The organism is Nitratidesulfovibrio vulgaris str. Hildenborough (genome assembly GCF_000195755.1).
GTDB lineage: Bacteria > Desulfobacterota > Desulfovibrionia > Desulfovibrionales > Desulfovibrionaceae > Nitratidesulfovibrio > Nitratidesulfovibrio vulgaris.
Genome location: NC_002937.3, coordinates 3,539,417 through 3,558,174, shown reverse-complemented (window position 1 = coordinate 3,558,174; position 18,758 = coordinate 3,539,417). Strand labels below are relative to the sequence as shown.

General features: G+C 65.0%; 12 protein-coding genes and 1 riboswitch. All 12 genes read left to right on the top strand.

Features of this window, described 5'->3' with window-relative positions; genetic code table 11:
* Nucleotides 1-404 precede the first annotated feature (404 nt).
* The 12 genes from DVU_RS15860 (at nucleotide 405) to hisS (ending at nucleotide 18,747) form a co-directional block, all read left to right on the top strand.
* Nucleotides 405-2,444, top strand: a complete 2,040-nt coding sequence (locus DVU_RS15860; RefSeq protein WP_010940637.1) for an ATP-binding protein — start codon at nucleotides 405-407, stop codon at nucleotides 2,442-2,444.
* Between the two features lies 1 nt (nucleotide 2,445).
* Nucleotides 2,446-3,825: a sigma 54-interacting transcriptional regulator gene (locus DVU_RS15855; RefSeq protein WP_010940636.1), complete on the top strand. Its 1,380-nt coding sequence runs from the start codon at nucleotides 2,446-2,448 to the stop codon at nucleotides 3,823-3,825.
* A 608-nt stretch (nucleotides 3,826-4,433) separates the two neighbouring features.
* The gene (locus DVU_RS15850; protein ID WP_014524177.1) at nucleotides 4,434-6,698 is read left to right on the top strand and encodes a vitamin B12-dependent ribonucleotide reductase; all 2,265 of its coding nucleotides are present in this window, start codon (nucleotides 4,434-4,436) and stop codon (nucleotides 6,696-6,698) included.
* A 480-nt stretch (nucleotides 6,699-7,178) separates the two neighbouring features.
* A complete protein-coding gene (locus tag DVU_RS15845; RefSeq protein WP_010940633.1) occupies nucleotides 7,179-7,640 on the top strand; it encodes a YbaK/EbsC family protein in 462 nt (153 codons plus the stop codon).
* Between the two features lie 102 nt (nucleotides 7,641-7,742).
* A complete protein-coding gene (locus DVU_RS15840; RefSeq protein WP_010940632.1) occupies nucleotides 7,743-8,117 on the top strand; it encodes a diacylglycerol kinase in 375 nt (124 codons plus the stop codon).
* Nucleotides 8,118-8,122: 5 nt separating this feature from the next.
* Nucleotides 8,123-9,697, top strand: coding sequence for a phosphoethanolamine transferase (locus DVU_RS15835; protein WP_010940631.1), 1,575 nt, complete (start codon nucleotides 8,123-8,125; stop codon nucleotides 9,695-9,697).
* 199 nt (nucleotides 9,698-9,896) lie between these two features.
* Nucleotides 9,897-10,613: a cell division ATP-binding protein FtsE gene (ftsE, locus tag DVU_RS15830; protein WP_010940630.1), complete on the top strand. Its 717-nt coding sequence runs from the start codon at nucleotides 9,897-9,899 to the stop codon at nucleotides 10,611-10,613.
* The gene (locus DVU_RS15825) at nucleotides 10,613-11,488 is read left to right on the top strand and encodes a cell division protein FtsX (RefSeq protein WP_014524174.1); all 876 of its coding nucleotides are present in this window, start codon (nucleotides 10,613-10,615) and stop codon (nucleotides 11,486-11,488) included. Before ftsE ends, DVU_RS15825 begins: the two co-directional genes overlap by 1 nt.
* 31 nt (nucleotides 11,489-11,519) lie before the next feature.
* Nucleotides 11,520-13,184 carry a dihydroxy-acid dehydratase gene (ilvD, locus tag DVU_RS15820; protein ID WP_010940628.1) on the top strand — a complete coding sequence of 555 codons (1,665 nt, stop codon included), beginning with the start codon at nucleotides 11,520-11,522 and terminating at the stop codon, nucleotides 13,182-13,184.
* A 215-nt stretch (nucleotides 13,185-13,399) separates the two neighbouring features.
* A riboswitch (cobalamin riboswitch) is annotated at nucleotides 13,400-13,623 on the top strand.
* 97 nt (nucleotides 13,624-13,720) lie between these two features.
* Nucleotides 13,721-16,078, top strand: coding sequence for a 5-methyltetrahydropteroyltriglutamate--homocysteine S-methyltransferase (gene metE / locus DVU_RS15815; RefSeq protein WP_010940626.1), 2,358 nt, complete (start codon nucleotides 13,721-13,723; stop codon nucleotides 16,076-16,078).
* A gap of 506 nt (nucleotides 16,079-16,584) precedes the next feature.
* Nucleotides 16,585-17,373 carry a class I SAM-dependent methyltransferase gene (locus DVU_RS15810; RefSeq protein ID WP_010940624.1) on the top strand — a complete coding sequence of 263 codons (789 nt, stop codon included), beginning with the start codon at nucleotides 16,585-16,587 and terminating at the stop codon, nucleotides 17,371-17,373.
* Between the two features lie 120 nt (nucleotides 17,374-17,493).
* Nucleotides 17,494-18,747 (top strand): histidine--tRNA ligase, encoded by a 1,254-nt coding sequence (gene hisS, locus DVU_RS15805; RefSeq protein ID WP_010940623.1) that lies wholly within the window; start codon nucleotides 17,494-17,496, stop codon nucleotides 18,745-18,747.
* The last annotated feature ends 11 nt before the right edge of the window (nucleotides 18,748-18,758 follow it).

The following is an 18,758-nucleotide window of genomic DNA, read 5'->3' as shown; positions in this document are numbered from 1 at the left end:
TGATACAGGCACAGTGTATGGGTGTATAAAAAATATACTCCATTCGTGGGGCATGGTATGGATGTCGCGTGGGCAGCCTGTGATGCGCCGCGGGGATATCCACGTCAGCCGTTGGATGACGTGCTTATATGGACGACTGCCCCCTGCCCGCGTCCTTGTTGGTGCAGTCCTTGCTTTCCCCGACATCACTTTTCCATGGTCGGCGTGGACCATGGGCTGCCTTGGCAAGGCAGCTGGAAGCTCGCAGAAGCGATTCGTGTGATTGCAAATAGTTGCATGATGCACACCCTCTTCGCGAGATACCACTGGGCCTTGCCAGAGGCTGTAAGGTGTATGAAAAATAGACAGCACGGCCTGTGGCTTTTGCGGCCCCTCAGGCATCGTCATAGGTATCAGGAGTGAACATGACCCCATCCACCGTCCTCGAACGTCTGCGTAGCCGCCTTGCCTCGCCATGGTCGCTGGTGCTTCTCGCCGCCTTGCTGGTGGCTGGCATCGTGGCCGTCCTGCTGGGGTCGTATCATGGTGCGGCATCGACCATGACGCGCATCCTCACTGAAAAGGGCGCGTCGCTCATCCGTTCGTTCGAAGCGGGAGCACGTACGGGCATGAGGCACAGTGCCGGGTTGCGCCTGCAGATACTGCTTGAGGAGATGGCAGACCAGCCTGACATCCGTTTCATCGCCGTGGTCTCGCCCGAGGGCGAGGTGCTGGCGCATAGCGACATGACCCGCGTGGGCACACGCCTGTTCAACCCTGACGAACTTCAGAGGCTGGATGCCGGGACAGAACCCCGCTGGACGCTCCTGCCCGGTGACGGTGGGGACGATTTCGTGGTCTTTCGCCTGTTCGACCCGGTGCGCCGCCGTGCCATGTTCATACCCGAAGGCGGGCGCATGGCCCCGCCTCCGCCAGACGATGCAAGGCTGGAGCATCCCGACGACCAGCGGCCGCGTTCACGGGCGGAGCGTTTCGCCAGATGGCGCGAACGGCAAGAAGGCCTCTCCCCCTTTCCGGGAAGCCTCCCCTTGCCGGAAGATGGTCGCGGAGACACCGGCAGGCGTGAACATGGCGGCCACGGGATGCACGGCGGGTTCGACGCCTCGTGCATGCGAAGCCCGCAGGGCCCTCCTCCGGTCATCCTCGTGGGGCTGGATATGCAGCCCTTTGCCGAGGCGCGCGCGCAGGACCGCAACCATGCCCTGCTCATGCTGGCACTGGCTGGTGGCGTAGCTGTCGCCGGGGTCCTGTCGCTGGTGTGGTCACGACGTGAACAGGCGGCACGGCGTCGGCTGATGGCGTCGCAGGCGTTCGCGGCCAAGGTGGTGTCGAGCCTGCCTGACGGGCTTGTGGCCTTCGACCGCGAAGGGCGCATCGACGAATGCAACGCAGCCGGGGCCGACCTGCTGGGTGTCGGCGCTTCGTCCGCACTGGGACAGGGCGCGTCATGGCTTCCTGCCCCGCTTGATGCCATGGCCGCGTATCTTCTCGGTGGCGGTGTTCTCGCCCCCACCGAAGTGGAGTGCCGCCGTGCCGACGGAACGAGCGTACCACTGGGCGTGCGGGGCGCGCGCATCGTGGACGATGAAGGCCGTGCTGTGGGTGTCATCCTGCTGTTGCGCGACCTCAGCGAGGTGCGGCACCTCGAGGCGGAAGTGCGCAGGCGCGAGAAGCTTGCAGCCGTGGGTAACCTCGCCGCTGGCGTCGCGCACGAGATACGCAACCCGCTCAGTTCGATAAAGGGCTACGCCACCTACTTCGGTACGCGCTTCCCTGAAGGCAGCGACGACCGTGAGGCCGCCCGCGTCATGGTGCAGGAGGTCGACAGGCTCAACCGCGTCATCTCCGACCTCATCGGCCTGTCGCGTCCTTCCGACATCCGGCCCCGGCCCACCCGTGTGGCGGACATCGTCGACCACGCCTTGCGACTGGTACGTCCGGATGCCGAGGCCCGCAAGGTCGCCGTGCGTTTCGAGGCCGCGCCGGATGTGCCCGAGGCCCTCGTGGACCCCGACCGCTTCGCGCAGGCGTTGCTCAATGTCTGCCTCAACGGCATGGAAGCCATGGGAGACGGGGGTGAGCTTATGGTGACGGCGTATCGCCACGGTGATGGCAGGGTCGCGGTGTCGGTGCGCGACACCGGGCCGGGCATCTCACCGGAGAACCTGTCGCGGGTCTTCGACCCCTATTTCACGACCAAGGGACAGGGCACGGGCCTTGGCCTCGCCATCGTCCACAAGATCATCGAAGCCCATGGGGGCGAGGTGGGCTTCCGCTCCGAACCGGGGCACGGCACCGAGTGCACCTTCATACTGCCCGCTGTCCATGCAGGGGCGACACCGGACATCCGGGCCGATGCGGCAGGCGCGGGTCAGCCCCGTGCGGCGACATCCGCGGGCATATTAGCGGGCACATCCGATCAAGACACGGACAAGGGGGAGTAGCATGAGCGACGTGACCGTTCTCATCGTGGATGACGATGTGGCTCACCGCACCATGCTGCGTACCATGCTGCGCGGCTGGGGCTATGCCACTGACGAGGCCGACGACGGCGAGACCGCCGTCGAGAAGGTGCGCGAAAAGGCCCGCGATGCGGTGCTCATGGATGTGCGCATGGCCCGCATGGGCGGTATCGAGGCGTTGCGGCGCATCGTGGAGTACAACCCCGCCGTGCCCGTTCTCATCATGACGGCATACTCCTCTGTGGAGACGGCCGTGGAGGCTCTGCGGCTCGGGGCCTACGACTACCTGACCAAGCCGCTGGACTTCGATGTGCTGCGCCATACCCTCGAGCGCGCCCTCGACCATACCCGCCTCGTGTCCGAGAACCGTGAGCTGAAGAGCCGCCTCGACGACGCGGCACGGGCACCGGGCATCATCGGGCGCAGTGCACCCATGCGTGAGCTGGCCGAACTCGTCGCCACCGTCGCGCCGTCCGAGGCCACGGTGCTCATCACCGGAGAGTCGGGAACAGGCAAGGAACTGGTGGCAAGGTCGCTTCACGAGGGCAGCCGTCGCAGCGCAAAGCAACTGGTGACGGTGAACTGCGCAGCACTCTCCGAGTCGCTCCTCGAGTCGGAGTTGTTCGGGCATGAGCGGGGAGCCTTCACCGGGGCCGACAAGCGCCGTGACGGGCGATTCGTGCAGGCCGACGGAGGTACACTCTTCCTCGACGAGATAGGCGAACTGCCGCTGCTGTTGCAGGCCAAACTGCTGCGGGCGCTGCAACAGGGAGAGATACAGCGCGTGGGCAGCGACGTTCCGCTGACGGTGGACGTGCGGCTTCTTGCCGCCACCAACCGCGACCTGCGCGAAGAGGTGGCCGCCGGGCGCTTTCGCGAAGACCTGTTCTATCGCCTCAATGTCATCGGCATCCATATGCCCGCGCTGCGTGAACGGCCCGATGACATCCCCCTGCTGGCGGCGCATTTCCTCGACCGTTACGCGGAACGCAACCGCAAGCACCTCAAGGGTTTCACCCCGCAGGCCATGGACATGCTGCTCAAGCACCCGTGGCCGGGTAACGTGCGTGAACTCGAGAACGCCGTGGAGAGGGCTGTCATCATGGCCACGGGTGACTGGGTCGGCGAACGTGAACTGCCCATGTCCCTGCGCGGGGCGGGGGGCGCCGACCCAGCCGTCGCCGATGCCGCACTGCCCACCGGTCAGGACCCCTACGCCGGTCTCTCACTGGAAGACCTCGAGCGTCGCGCCATCGTCGCCACCCTGCGCGAGACGGGTGACAACAAGAGTGAAGCCGCAAGGCGTCTCGGCATCACCCGTGCCACACTGCACAACAAACTCAAGAAGTACGACCTCGAATGACCCCGGCAGAAGCCGAGAGGATGCCTGCCACCTGCCGGGGCTATCTCCGCCCTGCCGCGCCCTGTCGCGCCCTGCCGCGCCCTGTCGTGTCCGCTTCGTCCCTCTCCGGTGTTGCCCTTGCGAAGGGTATCGGCAATGACACACGCCGCCCGGTCACGGTCGGACGCCGGGTGTCGGCTTCGCTTGCGGAAGGTTCGTTGCGGACACGGTCTGGCGAGACCGGGATGCGTGCGGCCCCTGCCCGTGCCGTGCCCCCATCGCTTTATCGTCTCCGCTTTCAGGCTGTTGCCATTGCCGGGGTGTCTTGTGGTGCGCGTCCGGGGGGCTGCGGTGGTTGCGGTGCGCTTGCGGTGAGCGGAACAAAAGTAAAAAAATAGTCTCTTTTATTTTACTATATTATAAAATTGTCAGGAATGGGCACGAATAGTGGCAGCGGTCGGGAGAGCAGGTCTGGCAAGGCTTTTCGGCGGTTGTCGAGTTGGCCTGCGGTTTTCGGGGGCGGTGGCTTTTTCGGCTTGGGTAGGCTAGTGTGCTGGCCTGTGCCCGTTGGGGCAGTTTTTGATAAAATGAATAAAATCAAACAACTGAAAGACACGAATGGAATGAACATGGCTGAAAGACTGCTCCCCGCGCCTGCCGACCTTCCCGATGTGGCCCTGAACCCCAACGCTGCCGTTGTGCTTGCCAAGCGTTACTACCGCAAGGGGGCTTCGGGCGAACAGCTTGAAGACGCCCGTGACATGTTCTGGCGTGTCGCCTCCGCCATCGCCGCCGAAGAGACCAAGTACGAGGCTTCCACATGGAAGCACGAAGACCTCGCTCGTGAATTCTACGACCTCATGACCGGGTGGCGCTTTCTGCCCAACTCGCCCACGCTCATGAACGCAGGCACCGACCTCGGGCAGCTTTCCGCCTGCTTCGTGTTGCCTGTGGGCGACTCCATCGAGGAGATTTTCGACGCGGTCAAACACGCGGCCATGATCCACAAGTCCGGTGGTGGCACCGGTTTTTCGTTCTCGCGCCTGCGCCCCAAGGAGAGCCGAGTGGGTTCCACTGGCGGTGTGGCTTCGGGCCCCATCTCCTTCCTGCGCATCTTCAACACCGCCACCGAGCAGATCAAACAGGGCGGGACGCGGCGCGGCGCCAACATGGGCATCCTGCGCATCGACCATCCCGACATCATGGACTTCATCCGCGCCAAGGAGCGCGATGGCGAGTTCAACAACTTCAATCTTTCAGTGGCGCTGACCGAAGCCTTCATGCAGGCGGTGGAGAACGACGAGGACTATCCCCTCATCGCGCCGCACTCCGGGCTGGAGAAGGGGCGGCTCAAGGCACGAGAGGTGTTCGAACTGCTGGTACGCAAGGCGTGGGAGAGCGGAGACCCCGGCATCGTCTTCATCGACCGCATCAACCGTGACAACCCCACTCCCGACCAGGGCGAGATCGAATCGACCAACCCCTGCGGCGAACAGCCCCTGCTGCCCTACGAGGCGTGCAACCTCGGTTCGGTGAACCTTTCCGCCTTCTTCATCCCCGGTCACGAGAACGACCCCAACCCCGCCGACAAGGGCGTGGACTGGAAGGCGCTGAAGCGCGTCATCCATCTCGGGGTGCGTTTTCTCGACAACGTGATCGACGCTTCGCGCTTCCCGCTCGAGCGCATCACAGAACGTGTGCACCAGAACCGCAAGATAGGTCTTGGCGTCATGGGTTGGGCCGACCTGCTCTTCCAGTTGCGCATCGCCTACGACAGCCCCGAGGCCCTGCATCTTGGCGAACGCATGATGGCCTTCGTCCGCGACGAGGGGCGCGCCGCCTCGAAGCAGCTTGCCAAGGAACGTGGTCCTTTCCCGGCCTACCCCGCATCGACCTTCGCCGAACGCGACCTCGGCCCCTACCGCAACGCCACCGTGACCACCATCGCCCCCACGGGAACCCTCTCCATCCTCGCCGGATGCTCTTCGGGCATCGAACCCCTGTTCGCGCTCTCGTTCGCCCGGCACGTCATGGATGGCGAGCGCCTCGTCGAGGTGAACCCGCATTTCGAGGCGGCTGCCAGGGCCGAGGGCTGCCATAGCCCGCGTCTCATGGAGACCGTGGCGTCCAAGGGTTCCATCCACGGTATGGACCATCTGCCCGAGGCGATGCGCCGGGTCTTCGTCACCGCCATGGACATCGAACCGGTCTGGCATCTCAAGATGCAGGCGGCCTTCCAGCAGTACACCGACAATGCCGTCTCCAAGACCGTGAACCTGCCCAACAATGCCACCATCGAGGACATCCGCAACATCTACTGGATGGCCTATGAGGAAGGCTGCAAGGGCGTCACCGTGTACCGCGACGGCTGCAAGTCGGTGCAGGTGCTCTGCACCGGCGACGGCGAGAAGAAGGCCGAAGGTGAAGCCGAGGGCAAGGGCGTGGTGCGCCAGCGTCCCGACGTGGTGTACGGTTTCACCCAGAAGGTGCCCACGGGGCTGGGGGCCATGTACCTCACCGTCAACGAGACCGACGGCAAACCCTTCGAAGTGTTCGCCACCATCGGCAAGTCGGGCCGTTCCATCACCGCCAAGGCCGAGGCCATCGGCCGTCTTGTCTCGCTGGCCCTGCGTTCCGGCGTGGGCGTGCGCGACATCGTGACGCAACTCAAGGGCATCGGCGGTGAGCATCCCGTCTTCCAGAAGAAGGGGCTGTTGCTCTCCATTCCCGATGCCATCGCGTGGGTGCTCGAAACCCGCTACCTGCAAGGTTCCGTTCCCGTTCATGGCGGGTCGGACCTTGAAAGACAGCGTTGCCCCGAATGTGGCAGCGAACTGGTCTTTCAGGAGGGGTGCCACATCTGCCCCGCCTGCAGCTTCACCAAGTGCGGGTAGCCTCGCGCGCCGTTGAACTCTGTTCTTCCATGTCCGGCAAGGGCCGTGCGCTTCGTCAGCGCACGGCCCTTGGCTGGCGAGACCCCCTGCAACACCGGATTGTCCCCTCCCCTGTGCAGGGACGGGGCCGCGACGTGTGAAGCCATGCGGCACGGCATGGCACCGTGCGAGTCTCCCATCTTGTCGAGGTTTCCTTGCCGGTCGAGGTCTCACGGTCTTCCATGGCGCGGCGGCGTCATGGCCGGTCTCCCGTCTCCTGTCTGTTTTCTTCCGCCCCCCTGCTGGCGTACTTCAATCTGGGCATCCTCTCCCTTTCGTCATCTTCTCGCGCCCTTCACCGACCGGGCGCACGCCTCGCTCTCGTCGTCCGGCAGGGTTGCCATGCCATGGCGTTTGACAGCGAACGGACTGGAACCTATGGAACACCCTTTCGATATGTGTCCGTCCATCCCCTCGGGGATAGGATGTCAAGGAGTCGCCATGCGTGTAGAGGACGTGAAGAGGGTGCTTGCAGAGCACCACGTTCTGGAAGGCTACAGGGAATTCGCCACGTCCAGCGCCACCGTCGAACTGGCGGCGCTGGCGGCCGGGTGCGAACCGGGGCGCATCGCCAAGACCCTTTCGCTGCATACGGCGGAAGGCCCGGTGGTCATCGTGGCCATGGGGACGGCCCGCATCGACAACCGCAAGTTCAAGGATACCTTCCACGAGAAGGCCCGTTTCATTCAGGGCGACGACGTGCCGACCCTTGTCGGGCATCCCGTGGGCGGAGTCTGCCCCTTCGCCCTCAATGAGGGGGTGAAGGTATACCTCGATGCAAGTCTTCGGGCGTTCGACCCCGTGTACCCGGCTGCGGGCGCATCCAATAACGCGGTATGCATCACGCTGGCAGACCTTGAGCGCGTGACGGATGGCGTCTGGGTCGACGTCTGCAAGGTATAGTGGCGCGCCTGTCACGGGCATAGGTGCGCGACCGATGCCCGCGAAACGTCTCTCACCCCGTTCCGGTCTGGCACGTACAGCACAGTGAAAAGGATGTTCCCCATGTCCGAAGCCTTTCCCAACGGTCTTGCCGCGCGCTGCCGTCGTATCATCAACGCCTTCCATTATTCGATGAAGGGGCTGAATACCGTGGTGCGCCACGAGGCCGCCGTCCAGGACGAACTTCTCGTGCTGGTGCCCGCTGTCGTCCTTGCCCTGCTGCTGGGTGATACGGGAGTGGAAAAGGCGCTGCTCATCGGCAGCTGGGTTCTCGTCATCATCGTCGAGTTGCTGAATACGGCCGTGGAGTCGCTCACGGACAGGGTGGGTACCGAGTGGCACCCCCTCTCCGGGCAGGTCAAGGACATCGGGTCCGGTGCCGTCTTCGTCGCCATGTGTCTTGCGGCTGTCGTCTGGCTGTGTGTGCTGCTGGGGTGATGGGTATGAGAGGTTCCCGCTTCGGTTCCGTCGTGTTCGTCGTCATCTCCCTGCTTGCAGCCCTATGCTACAACCCGCAGCTTTATGCGACCGGTGTGTCTCCGCTGGCTGCCGTGCCCGTGCTGTTGCTGCACCTCGCCCTTGCGGTCACTTTCGGGGGTATTCCCGGACTTCGCTGGGGATATTTCCTCTTTCTCCACGTTGCGGGGTGTGCCCTCACCTATTTCTACACACTGTTCGACGTGTCGATGAGCTACGACACGCTGGCATGGTTGCTTGAAACCAACCGGGCGGAAGTCGATAGTTTTGTCACATGGCCGCTCTTTCTGTTGCTGTGCGCAGGGATAGCGGTCAGCCTTGTCCACAGCTCTCTCTCGCAGTCATTCAGGGCGAGTCTCGCCGGAAGGCGGTATGCGGCGATGGCAGGACTGCTTTTGCTGTGTGCACTCGTAAGTGCCGAGGGGGGACGTGCCGCGTTCAAGCATCTTGGCGGCAAGGCATCCTATGAAGCGCTTTCTATGAGTCGCATCGTTCCCGTCTCCGTCGTCAAGGCTGCTGCGGCGTATGTCAGGGAAGAGCGCCGGTCCGACACGCTCGCGGCGCTGCCAGACCCGGCGGATGCCGCTTCGTCGCTGGTTATCCCGGACCATGAGAAGCCGGTGGTGGTGTTCATCATCGGTGAAAGCGCCCGCGCCGATCATTTTGGCATCAACGGCTACGAGCGGGATACGACGCCGCGTCTTTCTGTCGAAAGGAACATCATCAATTACGGGGTCTGCCGGTCGTTTGCGAACACGACGAGGATTTCCCTCATCGGCATACTGACCGATGCCACCATTGAAGACAGGACGCCCCGGCATGGTTCCTTCATCAGCCTCTTCAACAAGCACGGATACGATACGGCTTTCTTTTCGCGCCAGAACAGGCTCGGTCGTAGCGGTCACCTCACAGACGCCCTTGTCTCAGGTGCGGGCACTGTGGAGTACCTCAAGGGCGTCGACCGGGATCTTGTGACCCGCCTGCAGGCGTTCGTGGCAAATGCAGGGGGCAAACTTGTCGTGCTCCATACGCAGGGGTCGCACTTTTCATACAACCAGCAGTACGCGGCGGAACATCGTCGCTTCATGCCCGATACGTATAGTAATGAGGCGATGCCGCGCGACATCGCGAATGTCATTAATGCCTATGACAACAGCATCGTGAAGACCGATGCGATGATCGCAGAGACGATCGATGTGCTGCGCGACCGCAATGCCGTCGTTCTGTATACGTCAGATCATGGCGAGTCATTGGGTGAGAACGGTGTCTTCTTCCACGGGACGAAGAAGGTGGCCGATGAACAGTACGAGGTCCCTCTTTTCCTGTGGTACAGTGACGTATACGAAAAGAGCCGCCCCGATGTGGTCGCCAGATTGCGTCGTGTGCGCGGGACACCGGTCACGCATGACTTCATCTATCATACACTTCTCGGACTTGGTGGCATCCGTTCCACCATTGCCTCGGCAAGCCACGACCTTTCGGGAGTCACGGCACCGCCGCTACGGGCGTCGGGTGATGAGGCTGTCGCGTTGACAGAGTGATACGCCGACGTCGATGCCATGGACGCGGTCACGGGACGGTGTGCCAGATGCCCGCACGTACGGAGTCCCGGACATGATGAACGTTCCGTCGCCTGACCGGCCGTGTGGCACGCTTCCATGCCATCCCGGACGGGGTGATTGCATTCTCCCTGCACACGCCTCTTGCCATGCCCGCCGTGCTCTGGTTTGATGTGCCGTCATGCTCGACATCAGGCACCTTTCGCATAACTACGGCTCGCACTGGGCGCTGAAGGACTGCTCCTTCACGCTCGAGAAGGGCGGTTTCCTCTTTCTTTCCGGCCCTTCCGGGGCAGGCAAGACCACCCTGTTGCGTCTTCTGCACGGCGCGCTGCCCTTGCAACGCGGGCAGGCGCAGGTGGCGGGGTTCGACCTCGCCCGTCTGCGTTCACACGACCTTCCCGCCCTGCGACGCCATGTTTCGGTGGTCTTTCAGGATTTTCGCATCCTGCCTGCGCGAACGGCCTTCGCCAACATCGCCCTGCCGCTGGAGGTGCGCGGGCTCGACGCCCGTGCTTCCGGGCGGCGCGTACGCGCCGTGGCCCGCGCCCTGGGGCTTGAGCACCGCCTCGACACTCCCGCCGGTGAGCTTTCGGGGGGTGAACAGCAGCGCGTGGCCGTGGCCCGCGCCATCGTCGTGAATCCGCAGGTGCTGCTTGCCGACGAACCCACGGGCAACCTCGACCCCGACCTCTCGCTGCGCCTCATGGACGTGTTCATGCAGTTCAACGCCTACGGGACGACTGTGGTGCTGGCCACGCACAACCCCGAACTCATCAGGCGCAATCCCGCGGCGCGCCTCATACACCTTGATGACGGCATGATCACCCATGCCAACTGGCCGGGGGCGCGTCTGTCATGTCGGGCTGACGCCTGCGACCTGCTGGAGGGCCCGTGATGCGCACGGTACTGCGGCTCATCGCGCGGGGGGTGGGCGATATGGCCCTGCACCCGCTGGCGCACACGCTGGGCCTTGCCGCCGTGACGCTGGCGGTGTTCCTCGGCGGTGTCTTTCTCATGGCCCTGACCACCGTGGACGCCGAATTCCGCGTCTCCCGTGGCGAGACCGTGTGGCAGGTGTACTGGCGTCCCGGTACGCCGCTGGAACAGGTGCGCCCGCAATGGGACGAGGTGCGGCGCATGCCGTGGCTGACCCGTGCGGAGACATGGACGCCCGATGACGCGCTCGCCGCTCTTGCGAAACGCCTCGGCGGGGCGGACGCCCTGCCCTCCGGCGGCGTGAACCCCCTGCCACCCACGGCGTTGCTGGTGTTCTCGCCGCGTGAGGTCGACGCGGGCCGCTGGGCGCGCGAGACGCAGTCCTTCCTCAAGAACCTCCCCGGTGTCGAGCGCGTGACCTCCACGCCGCTCAAGGACGAGTTCGGTCGCATGTGGCGCGGTGTGAGCGCCTTCGTGGTGTGGCCTAGCGTCGCCTTTCTCACGCTGGTGCTGGCCCTCGTCTCGGCGAGTTCGGTGCGCCTCACGCTGGAGCACCGGCGCGACGAGATAGAGATTCTCAAGCTGGTGGGCGCACGCAACTGGTACATACGGCTGCCCCTGCTTGTGGGCGGCGCGATGCTGGGCCTTGTGGGCGGCGGCGCGGCCCTTGCGCTGCTGCATCTCGTCTACCGTTTCGTAGGGCCGTTCTTCGCCGTTCCCCCGCTCCTCATGGAGTTGCATTTCCCGCCGCCAGAACAGGCGGTTCTGTTAGTGGCCGTTCCGGTTCTCATGGGTTTGACGGGCGGCTGGATGGCCGTCCGCGACCGCAACTGACGCCTTCGGCGTCATTCCCGTGCGAGGCTATATGCGCAGCAAGAAGATGACCCACGGGCTGGAAAAGGCCCCTCACCGCTCTCTCCTCCACGCCCTCGGGCTGACCCGCGAAGAACTGGCCCGCCCGCTGGTCGGCGTGGTCAACGCCGCCAACGAGGTCGTACCGGGGCATATCCACCTCGACGACATCGCCGAGGCGGTCAAGGCCGGAGTCCGCGCCGCCGGGGGCACCCCGCTCGAGTTTCCCGCCATCGCGGTGTGCGACGGCCTTGCCATGAACCACGAGGGGATGCGCTTTTCGCTGCCCTCGCGCGAACTCATCGCCGACTCCATCGAAATCATGGCCACCGCGCACCCCTTCGACGCGCTGGTGTTCATCCCCAACTGTGACAAGTCCGTACCCGGCATGCTCATGGCCATGCTGCGCCTTGACGTACCTTCGGTCATGGTCAGCGGCGGCCCCATGCTTGCCGGTGCCACCCTTGCCGGTCGTGCCGACCTCATCACCGTCTTCGAAGGCGTGGGACGCGTCCAGCGCGGCGACATGACCGAGGCCGAACTCGATGAACTGGTCGAGGGCGCATGCCCCGGCTGCGGTTCGTGCGCGGGCATGTTCACCGCCAACTCCATGAACTGTCTTGCCGAGACCATCGGCCTTGCCCTGCCGGGCAACGGCACGACCCCCGCCGTCACCGCCGCGCGCATCCGCCTTGCCAAGCATGCGGGCATGAAGGTGATGGAGATGCTGGAACGCAATATCCGCCCGCGCGACATCGTCACCGAGAAGGCCGTGGCCAACGCGGTGGCCGTGGACATGGCCCTTGGCTGTTCCACCAATACCGTGTTGCACCTGCCCGCCGTCTTCGCAGAGGCGGGACTCGACCTCACCCTCGACATCTTCGACAAGGTCAGCCGCAAGACGCCCAACCTCTGCAAACTCTCGCCCGCCGGGCATCATCATATTCAGGACCTCCATGCCGCAGGGGGCATTCCCGCGGTCATGGCCGAACTCGACAGGATAGGGCTCATCGACCGCAGTGCCATGACCGTGACCGGGCGCACCGTGGGCGAGAATCTCGATGCACTGGGGGCCAAGGTGCGTGACGCCGATGTCATCCGTCCTGTCGACGCCCCGTATTCGCCGCAGGGCGGCATCGCCATTCTCAAGGGGTCGCTTGCGCCCGGTGGTGCGGTGGTCAAGCAGTCTGCCGTGGCACCCGAGATGATGGTGCGCGAGGCCGTGGCGCGCGTCTTTGATAGCGAAGAGGCCGCCTGTGAGGCTATCATGGGAGGGCGTATCAAGGCCGGAGACGCCATAGTCATCCGCTACGAAGGCCCCAAGGGCGGCCCCGGCATGCGCGAGATGCTCACTCCCACCTCGGCCATCGCAGGCATGGGCCTCGGGGCGGATGTGGCGCTCATCACCGACGGGCGCTTCAGCGGCGGCACCCGTGGCGCAGCCATCGGCCATGTCTCGCCTGAAGCCGCCGAAGGCGGGCCCATCGGCCTTGTGCAGGAGGGCGACCGCATCCGCATCGACATCCCCGCGCGCGCCCTCGACCTGCTGGTGGACGAGGATGAACTTGCCCGCCGCAGGGCCGCCTTCGTGCCCGTCGAAAAGGAAATCACCTCGCCGCTGCTGCGCCGTTATGCCCGCATGGTGTCGTCTGCCGCCACGGGTGCGCGTCAGCGCTAGTCGCGCATTCCTGCCTTCATCGGTCTTCAAGGCCCGTCCCGCCTACGCGGGGCGGGCCTTTTGCGTCATGTGGCAACGGCATGGACGTGACCGCGGGTTGCGGCGCGGTAGGTCCAAGAGGTGCACGACGGCTGGTCAAGGCGGGGGGCAGGACGCCGCAGCACACTTGTTATATCTGGTTGACAGGATATATTGATATCAGTATTTCCTGATGTATCAATATGGAGTGCTTCGGCGCTCCGGTGGGCAGGAAACGGAAACCGGTGCGAATCCGGTACAGGCGCGCTGCCGTGATCGGGCTGCAAGGGCTGCGTCCACTGGTGCCAAGGCACCGGGAAGGGCCGCCCTGTCGAGTGGGCTTCAATTTCGCATGGTGCGACCGCTCGGCATCATCTCTTCGCCCGTCAGTCGGAAGACGTCCCCCACCCTTGTTGAGGCCGCGCGAACCGGACCCCGGCACGCAGCACCCATGCGCATGGCGCAACGGTGCGACGCCCGTCATGCGGGCACCCCCTTACGCATTCCCGGAGGTGGCAATGCGAACCCACAACCTCGGTTTCCCGCGCATCGGCGCGGGCAGAGAACTCAAGAAGGCTGTCGAAGGCTACTGGAAAGGCCGCGTCTCGCGGCACGCACTCGAAGGAGAGGCGGCCCGCCTCAGGGCCTGCCACTGGGCCATGCAGCGTGATGCGGGTATCGACGTGGTGCCCGTGGGCGATTTCGCCCTGTACGACCACATGCTCGACCTGACCCTGATGCTGGGCGCCATACCGCCACGGTTCAGTCCGTCCGGTGCTGCTGCGTCGCCAGCAGGTACAGGGCAGGACATCGACCTCATGTTCCGCATGGCGCGTGGCGAAGCTGGTCTGTCGCCCGTCGCGCCCCTTGAGATGACCAAGTGGTTCGACACCAACTACCACTACCTTGTCCCTGAACTTGACGCCGACACCGCCTTCGCCCCGGATGCCTCCCCTCTCGTGGCGCAGCTGCGCGAGGCGCAGGATGCCGGGTTCACCCCCAAGGCCGTCCTTCCCGGCCCGCTGACATGGCTGTGGCTGGCGCGCAGTGTCGACGGTTCAGACCGTTTCGCCCTCTTGCCCGCCCTGTGCGACGCCTACGCGACGCTCCTTCGTGAGCTCACTTCCGCATGCCCCCCCGCGTGCCCGCGTGGCTACTCGTCTGGAGGCTTGATGGTGCAGCTTGATGAACCTGTGCTGGCACTCGACCTGCCGCAGACCGTGCGCGACCTCTTTCCGGCGGTGTACACGCGGCTTCGGGCCGCCGTACCCGATGCGACGCTGATGGTGGCCAGCTACTTCGCGCCCTGCGCCGACAACCTCCCGGTGGCACTGAACCTGCCTGTGGATGTGCTGCATCTCGACCTTGTCCGTGGACGTGACGACCTCGACGCCGCCCTTCAGGTGCTGGGCGCCGGTGAGGGCACGCCGGGGTTGGCCCTCTCTCTGGGGGTGGTCGACGGGCGCAATGTCTGGTGCGCCGACATCGATGCGGCCGTGAACCTTGTCCGTCGCGCTGCCGACAGTCTGGGTGAAGACCGGGTGTGGGTGGCCCCCTCGTGTTCGCTGTTGCATTGCCCTGTCGACCTCGGTTCGGAGCGCGAACTCGACCCCGAAGTGGCGCGATGGCTGGCCTTCGCACGTCAGAAGTGCGCCGAAGTGCGCCTTGTCGCCGAAGTTGTACGAGGCGTCTACGGCCCTTCGACCGCGGCCTCGCTGGAAGCCAACCGCGAGGTGCGCCGTCAGCGGGCCGTCAGTCCGCGCATCCACGACCCGGCGGTGGCCTCGCGGCTTGCCGCAGTGACGTCCGACATGGAGCACCGTACCTCGCCCTATGCGGAACGCATCGTGGCCCAGCGGGCGGCATTGCATCTGCCCACCCTGCCCACCACCACCATCGGTTCATTCCCCCAGACACCGGACATCCGCGCCGCACGTCGCGCCCTGCGTGATGGCAGCCTCACGCAGGACGCCTATGAAGCCGCCATGCGCGACGCCCTCGCCATGATGGTGCGTGAGCAGGAGGCTCTGGGCCTCGACGTGCTCGTCCACGGCGAGCCTGAACGTAACGACATGGTCGAGTACTTCGGCGGCTTGCTGCAAGGCTTCTGCATCACCTCCGACGGCTGGGTGCAAAGCTATGGCACGCGTTGCGTGAAGCCGCCCCTGCTCTATGGCGACGTGTCGCGTCCCGAACCCATGACCGTTGCGTGGAGTGCCTACGCCCGTTCACTCACCGCCCGTCCCATGAAGGCCATGCTGACCGGGCCCGTGACCATCGCCTGCTGGAGTTTCGTGCGGGACGATATTTCGCGAGAGACGGTCTTGCGCCAGCTTGCGCTTGCCCTGCGCGACGAGGTGGCCGACCTCGAATCGGCGGGGCTTGCCGTGGTGCAGGTCGACGAACCCGCCTTGCGCGAGGGGCTGCCCCTGCGCCGTGCCGCGCAGGAGGCGTATCTCGATGCGGCGGTGCGTGCCTTCCGGCTTGCGACCTCGGGCGTGGCGGATGCGACGCAACTGCACACCCACATGTGCTACTGCGACTTCCATGACATCATCGACCGCATCGCCGGCATGGATGCCGATGTGATCAGCCTTGAAGCCAGCCGCAGCCGCATGGAGTTGCTGGATGTCTTCGCCACGCATGGCTACCCCAACGAAGTGGGGCCGGGGGTCTATGACATCCATAGCCCGCGCGTGCCCTCCGTGGACGAGATGGAAGCCCTGTTGCTGCGTGCGGCGGCGGTGCTGCCCGTAGACCGCCTGTGGGTCAACCCCGACTGCGGCCTCAAGACCCGCGAATGGCCCGAGACGCGGGCCGCCCTCGCCAACATGGTCGAGGCCGCACGCAGGGTCAGGGCTAGGCTGGACGCCTAGCCAGTCCCTCTCTCCCTCATCTTGCGCCTCAGGGCCCGTCCCCCATCCGCGGGGCGGGCCCTGAGGCCACAGGTCGCGGCCGGGTAGCCTTGCAGTGCCTCTGCATCGGTCGACGTCCCCATTGTGACGCCGACAGGCAGCCCCAGTACGAGGTCGTGCCGGTCCATGGCAGCACATGCCCGGTCTTCGCGTCGTGTGACCCTCCTTCCCGGTCGACGCGTCCCTCTGGTCATGCCCGCCGTGGGGCAGGACTCCGTGCAAGGCTGGGCCATGATACCGGGGCGGGGTGGCCCTGCACCCCCTGTGGCGTGGCATGCCGCCTCCCCTTTGCGACGTCGTGGCTTTGGGGTATGTTCATCCCGTAACTGGCTGGCCCTGCCCCGGGGCCAGCGGCTGACGGTCATCTCTGGCGGCCCTTCGGGCTGAAACCGTGCTGGTGTCCTGTCAGACCCATGCTGCAATCGCATTCCCGCCCTTTCTGCACGCCAACAAGGTGACACTCCGCCATGTGGAACGCCGAAGACGTGAAAAGCTTCCTCGACTGGGCCGACACCCCTGCCGGTGCCTTCGCGCTACGGCATGAGCGCCGTCTCTTGCAGCATCTCGTCTCGGGATGGCCGCGCCGCGGGCATTCGCTGCTCGATGTGGGCTGCGGCCCCGGCATCTTTCTCGAGTACTTCTGGGAAAGCGGCTTCGACGTGACGGGCCTCGACGCCAGCCCCGACATGCTGGCCGCGGCACGGTCGCGCCTCGGGCCGCGCGCCGACTTCCACCTTGGCGTGGGCGACCATCTTCCCTTCGAGGACAATGCGTTCGACTATGTGACGCTGCTCAACGTGCTCGAATTCGTCGATGATGCCGCAGCCGTGCTGGCCGAGGCATTCCGCGTCGCCGCGCGTGGGGTGCTTGTCGCCGTGCTCAACCGCTGGTCGCCCTACTATCTTTCGCATGGTGTGCCGATGCCCGGCAGTTCAAGCAGGCTGCGGCAGGCCCGCTGGCGTTCGCTGCCCGAGATGCTGCGCCTCGTGCGGCAAGGCTGCGGAGGCTGCGCGGTGACGTGGCGCACCGTGCTGCACGCCCCTTCGTGCACATGGCGCGAAGGCACCCTGTTCAACCTGTGCAACCGTGGCATCGCGCTCAACCCCTTCGGGGCGTATCTCGCCCTGCGCGTCGACACCGGGCGCGGGTTGCCCGTGACCCCGCTGCTGCTCACCACACGCAAGACCGCACCCATGCGTGTATGCCCCCCCACGGTCGTGGGACGCACGGGCCACGGGCGCGACCTTTCCTCTTGACAGCCTTTTGACAACACGTCCGCCTTGGACTACAGATTACCGTTTTCGCGCACCTTGCGCGCCTCGTGACGTGCGCGCCTTCGCGCGTGCGGACGACACTCCGAAGACTGGCGGCGTATCATGAGCAAGATCACCAAGATTAAGGGTTTCGCGGATCTCTTTCCGCCCGAGAGCGACGTCTTCACGCGTATGGAGTCTGTCGCGCGGCAGGTCTTCGGCAGGTACGGCTTTGTCGAGTTGCGTACCCCCATCCTCGAACGCACCGACCTCTTCTGCCGTTCCATCGGCACCGAGACCGATGTGGTGCAGAAGGAGATGTACACCTTCCCCGACCGCAAGGATCGTTCGCTGACCATGCGTCCGGAAGCCACTGCGGGGGTCATGCGTGCCTACATCGAAAGCGGCAGGCACACGCAGGAGCCCGTCTCCAAGCTGTTCACCTCCGGCCCCATGTTCCGCTACGAACGTCCCCAGAAGGGGCGTATGCGCCAGTTCCACCAGATCAACTGCGAAGTGCTCGGCCCTGTCGAACCCCATGCCGATGCCGAACTGGTGCTGATGCTCATGCGCTTTCTGACGGAACTGGGTCTGACGGGACTCTCGCTCCAGATCAATTCCCTCGGCTGCAAGGAATGCCGCCCGCTCTACCGCAAGGCGCTCTCCGACTTTCTCGCCTCCATCGACAATGCGGCCCTCTGCGAGGACTGCCGCCGTCGTATGGAGACCAACCCGTTGCGTGTGCTCGACTGCAAGGTGCCCGGTTGTCGCGAACTGACGGCCAACGCCCCCACCATCCTCGAACACAACTGTCCCGAATGCCGCACCCACTTCGACGCGGTGCTGCGCATCCTCGACAGCCGCAACGTGCCCTACGTGCTGAACGACCGCCTCGTGCGCGGGCTGGACTACTACAACCGCACCACCTTCGAGGTGGTCTCCGACTCCATCGGTTCGCAGGGTTCCGTGGCGGGGGGCGGTCGGTATGACGGTCTCATCTCCCAGCTTGGCGGGCCTGACGTGCCCGGTGTCGGCTTCGCCTGCGGCATGGAGCGTCTTGCGCTCATGATGCCCGGTGCAGATGCCCCCCGGCCCCACTTCCATGTGGCGGTGCTCGACCCCGCAGCGCAGGACGCCGCCCTTCTTCTGGCTGAAGACCTGCGTGCGCAGGGCCTCACCGGAAGCGTCGGCTTCGGCGCGGGCAGCATCAAAAGCCGTATGCGCCTCGCCGGAAAGTCCGGCGCGCGCGCGTGTCTCATCCTCGGTGGCGATGAACTCGCCGCAGGTACCGTCGTGGTCAAGGACATGGACTCCGGCGAACAGGAAACCATCGGGCGCGATGCCGTCGCGGCCCGTCTTCTCGCAGCGGGCGCGTAAGCCCTCGAAGG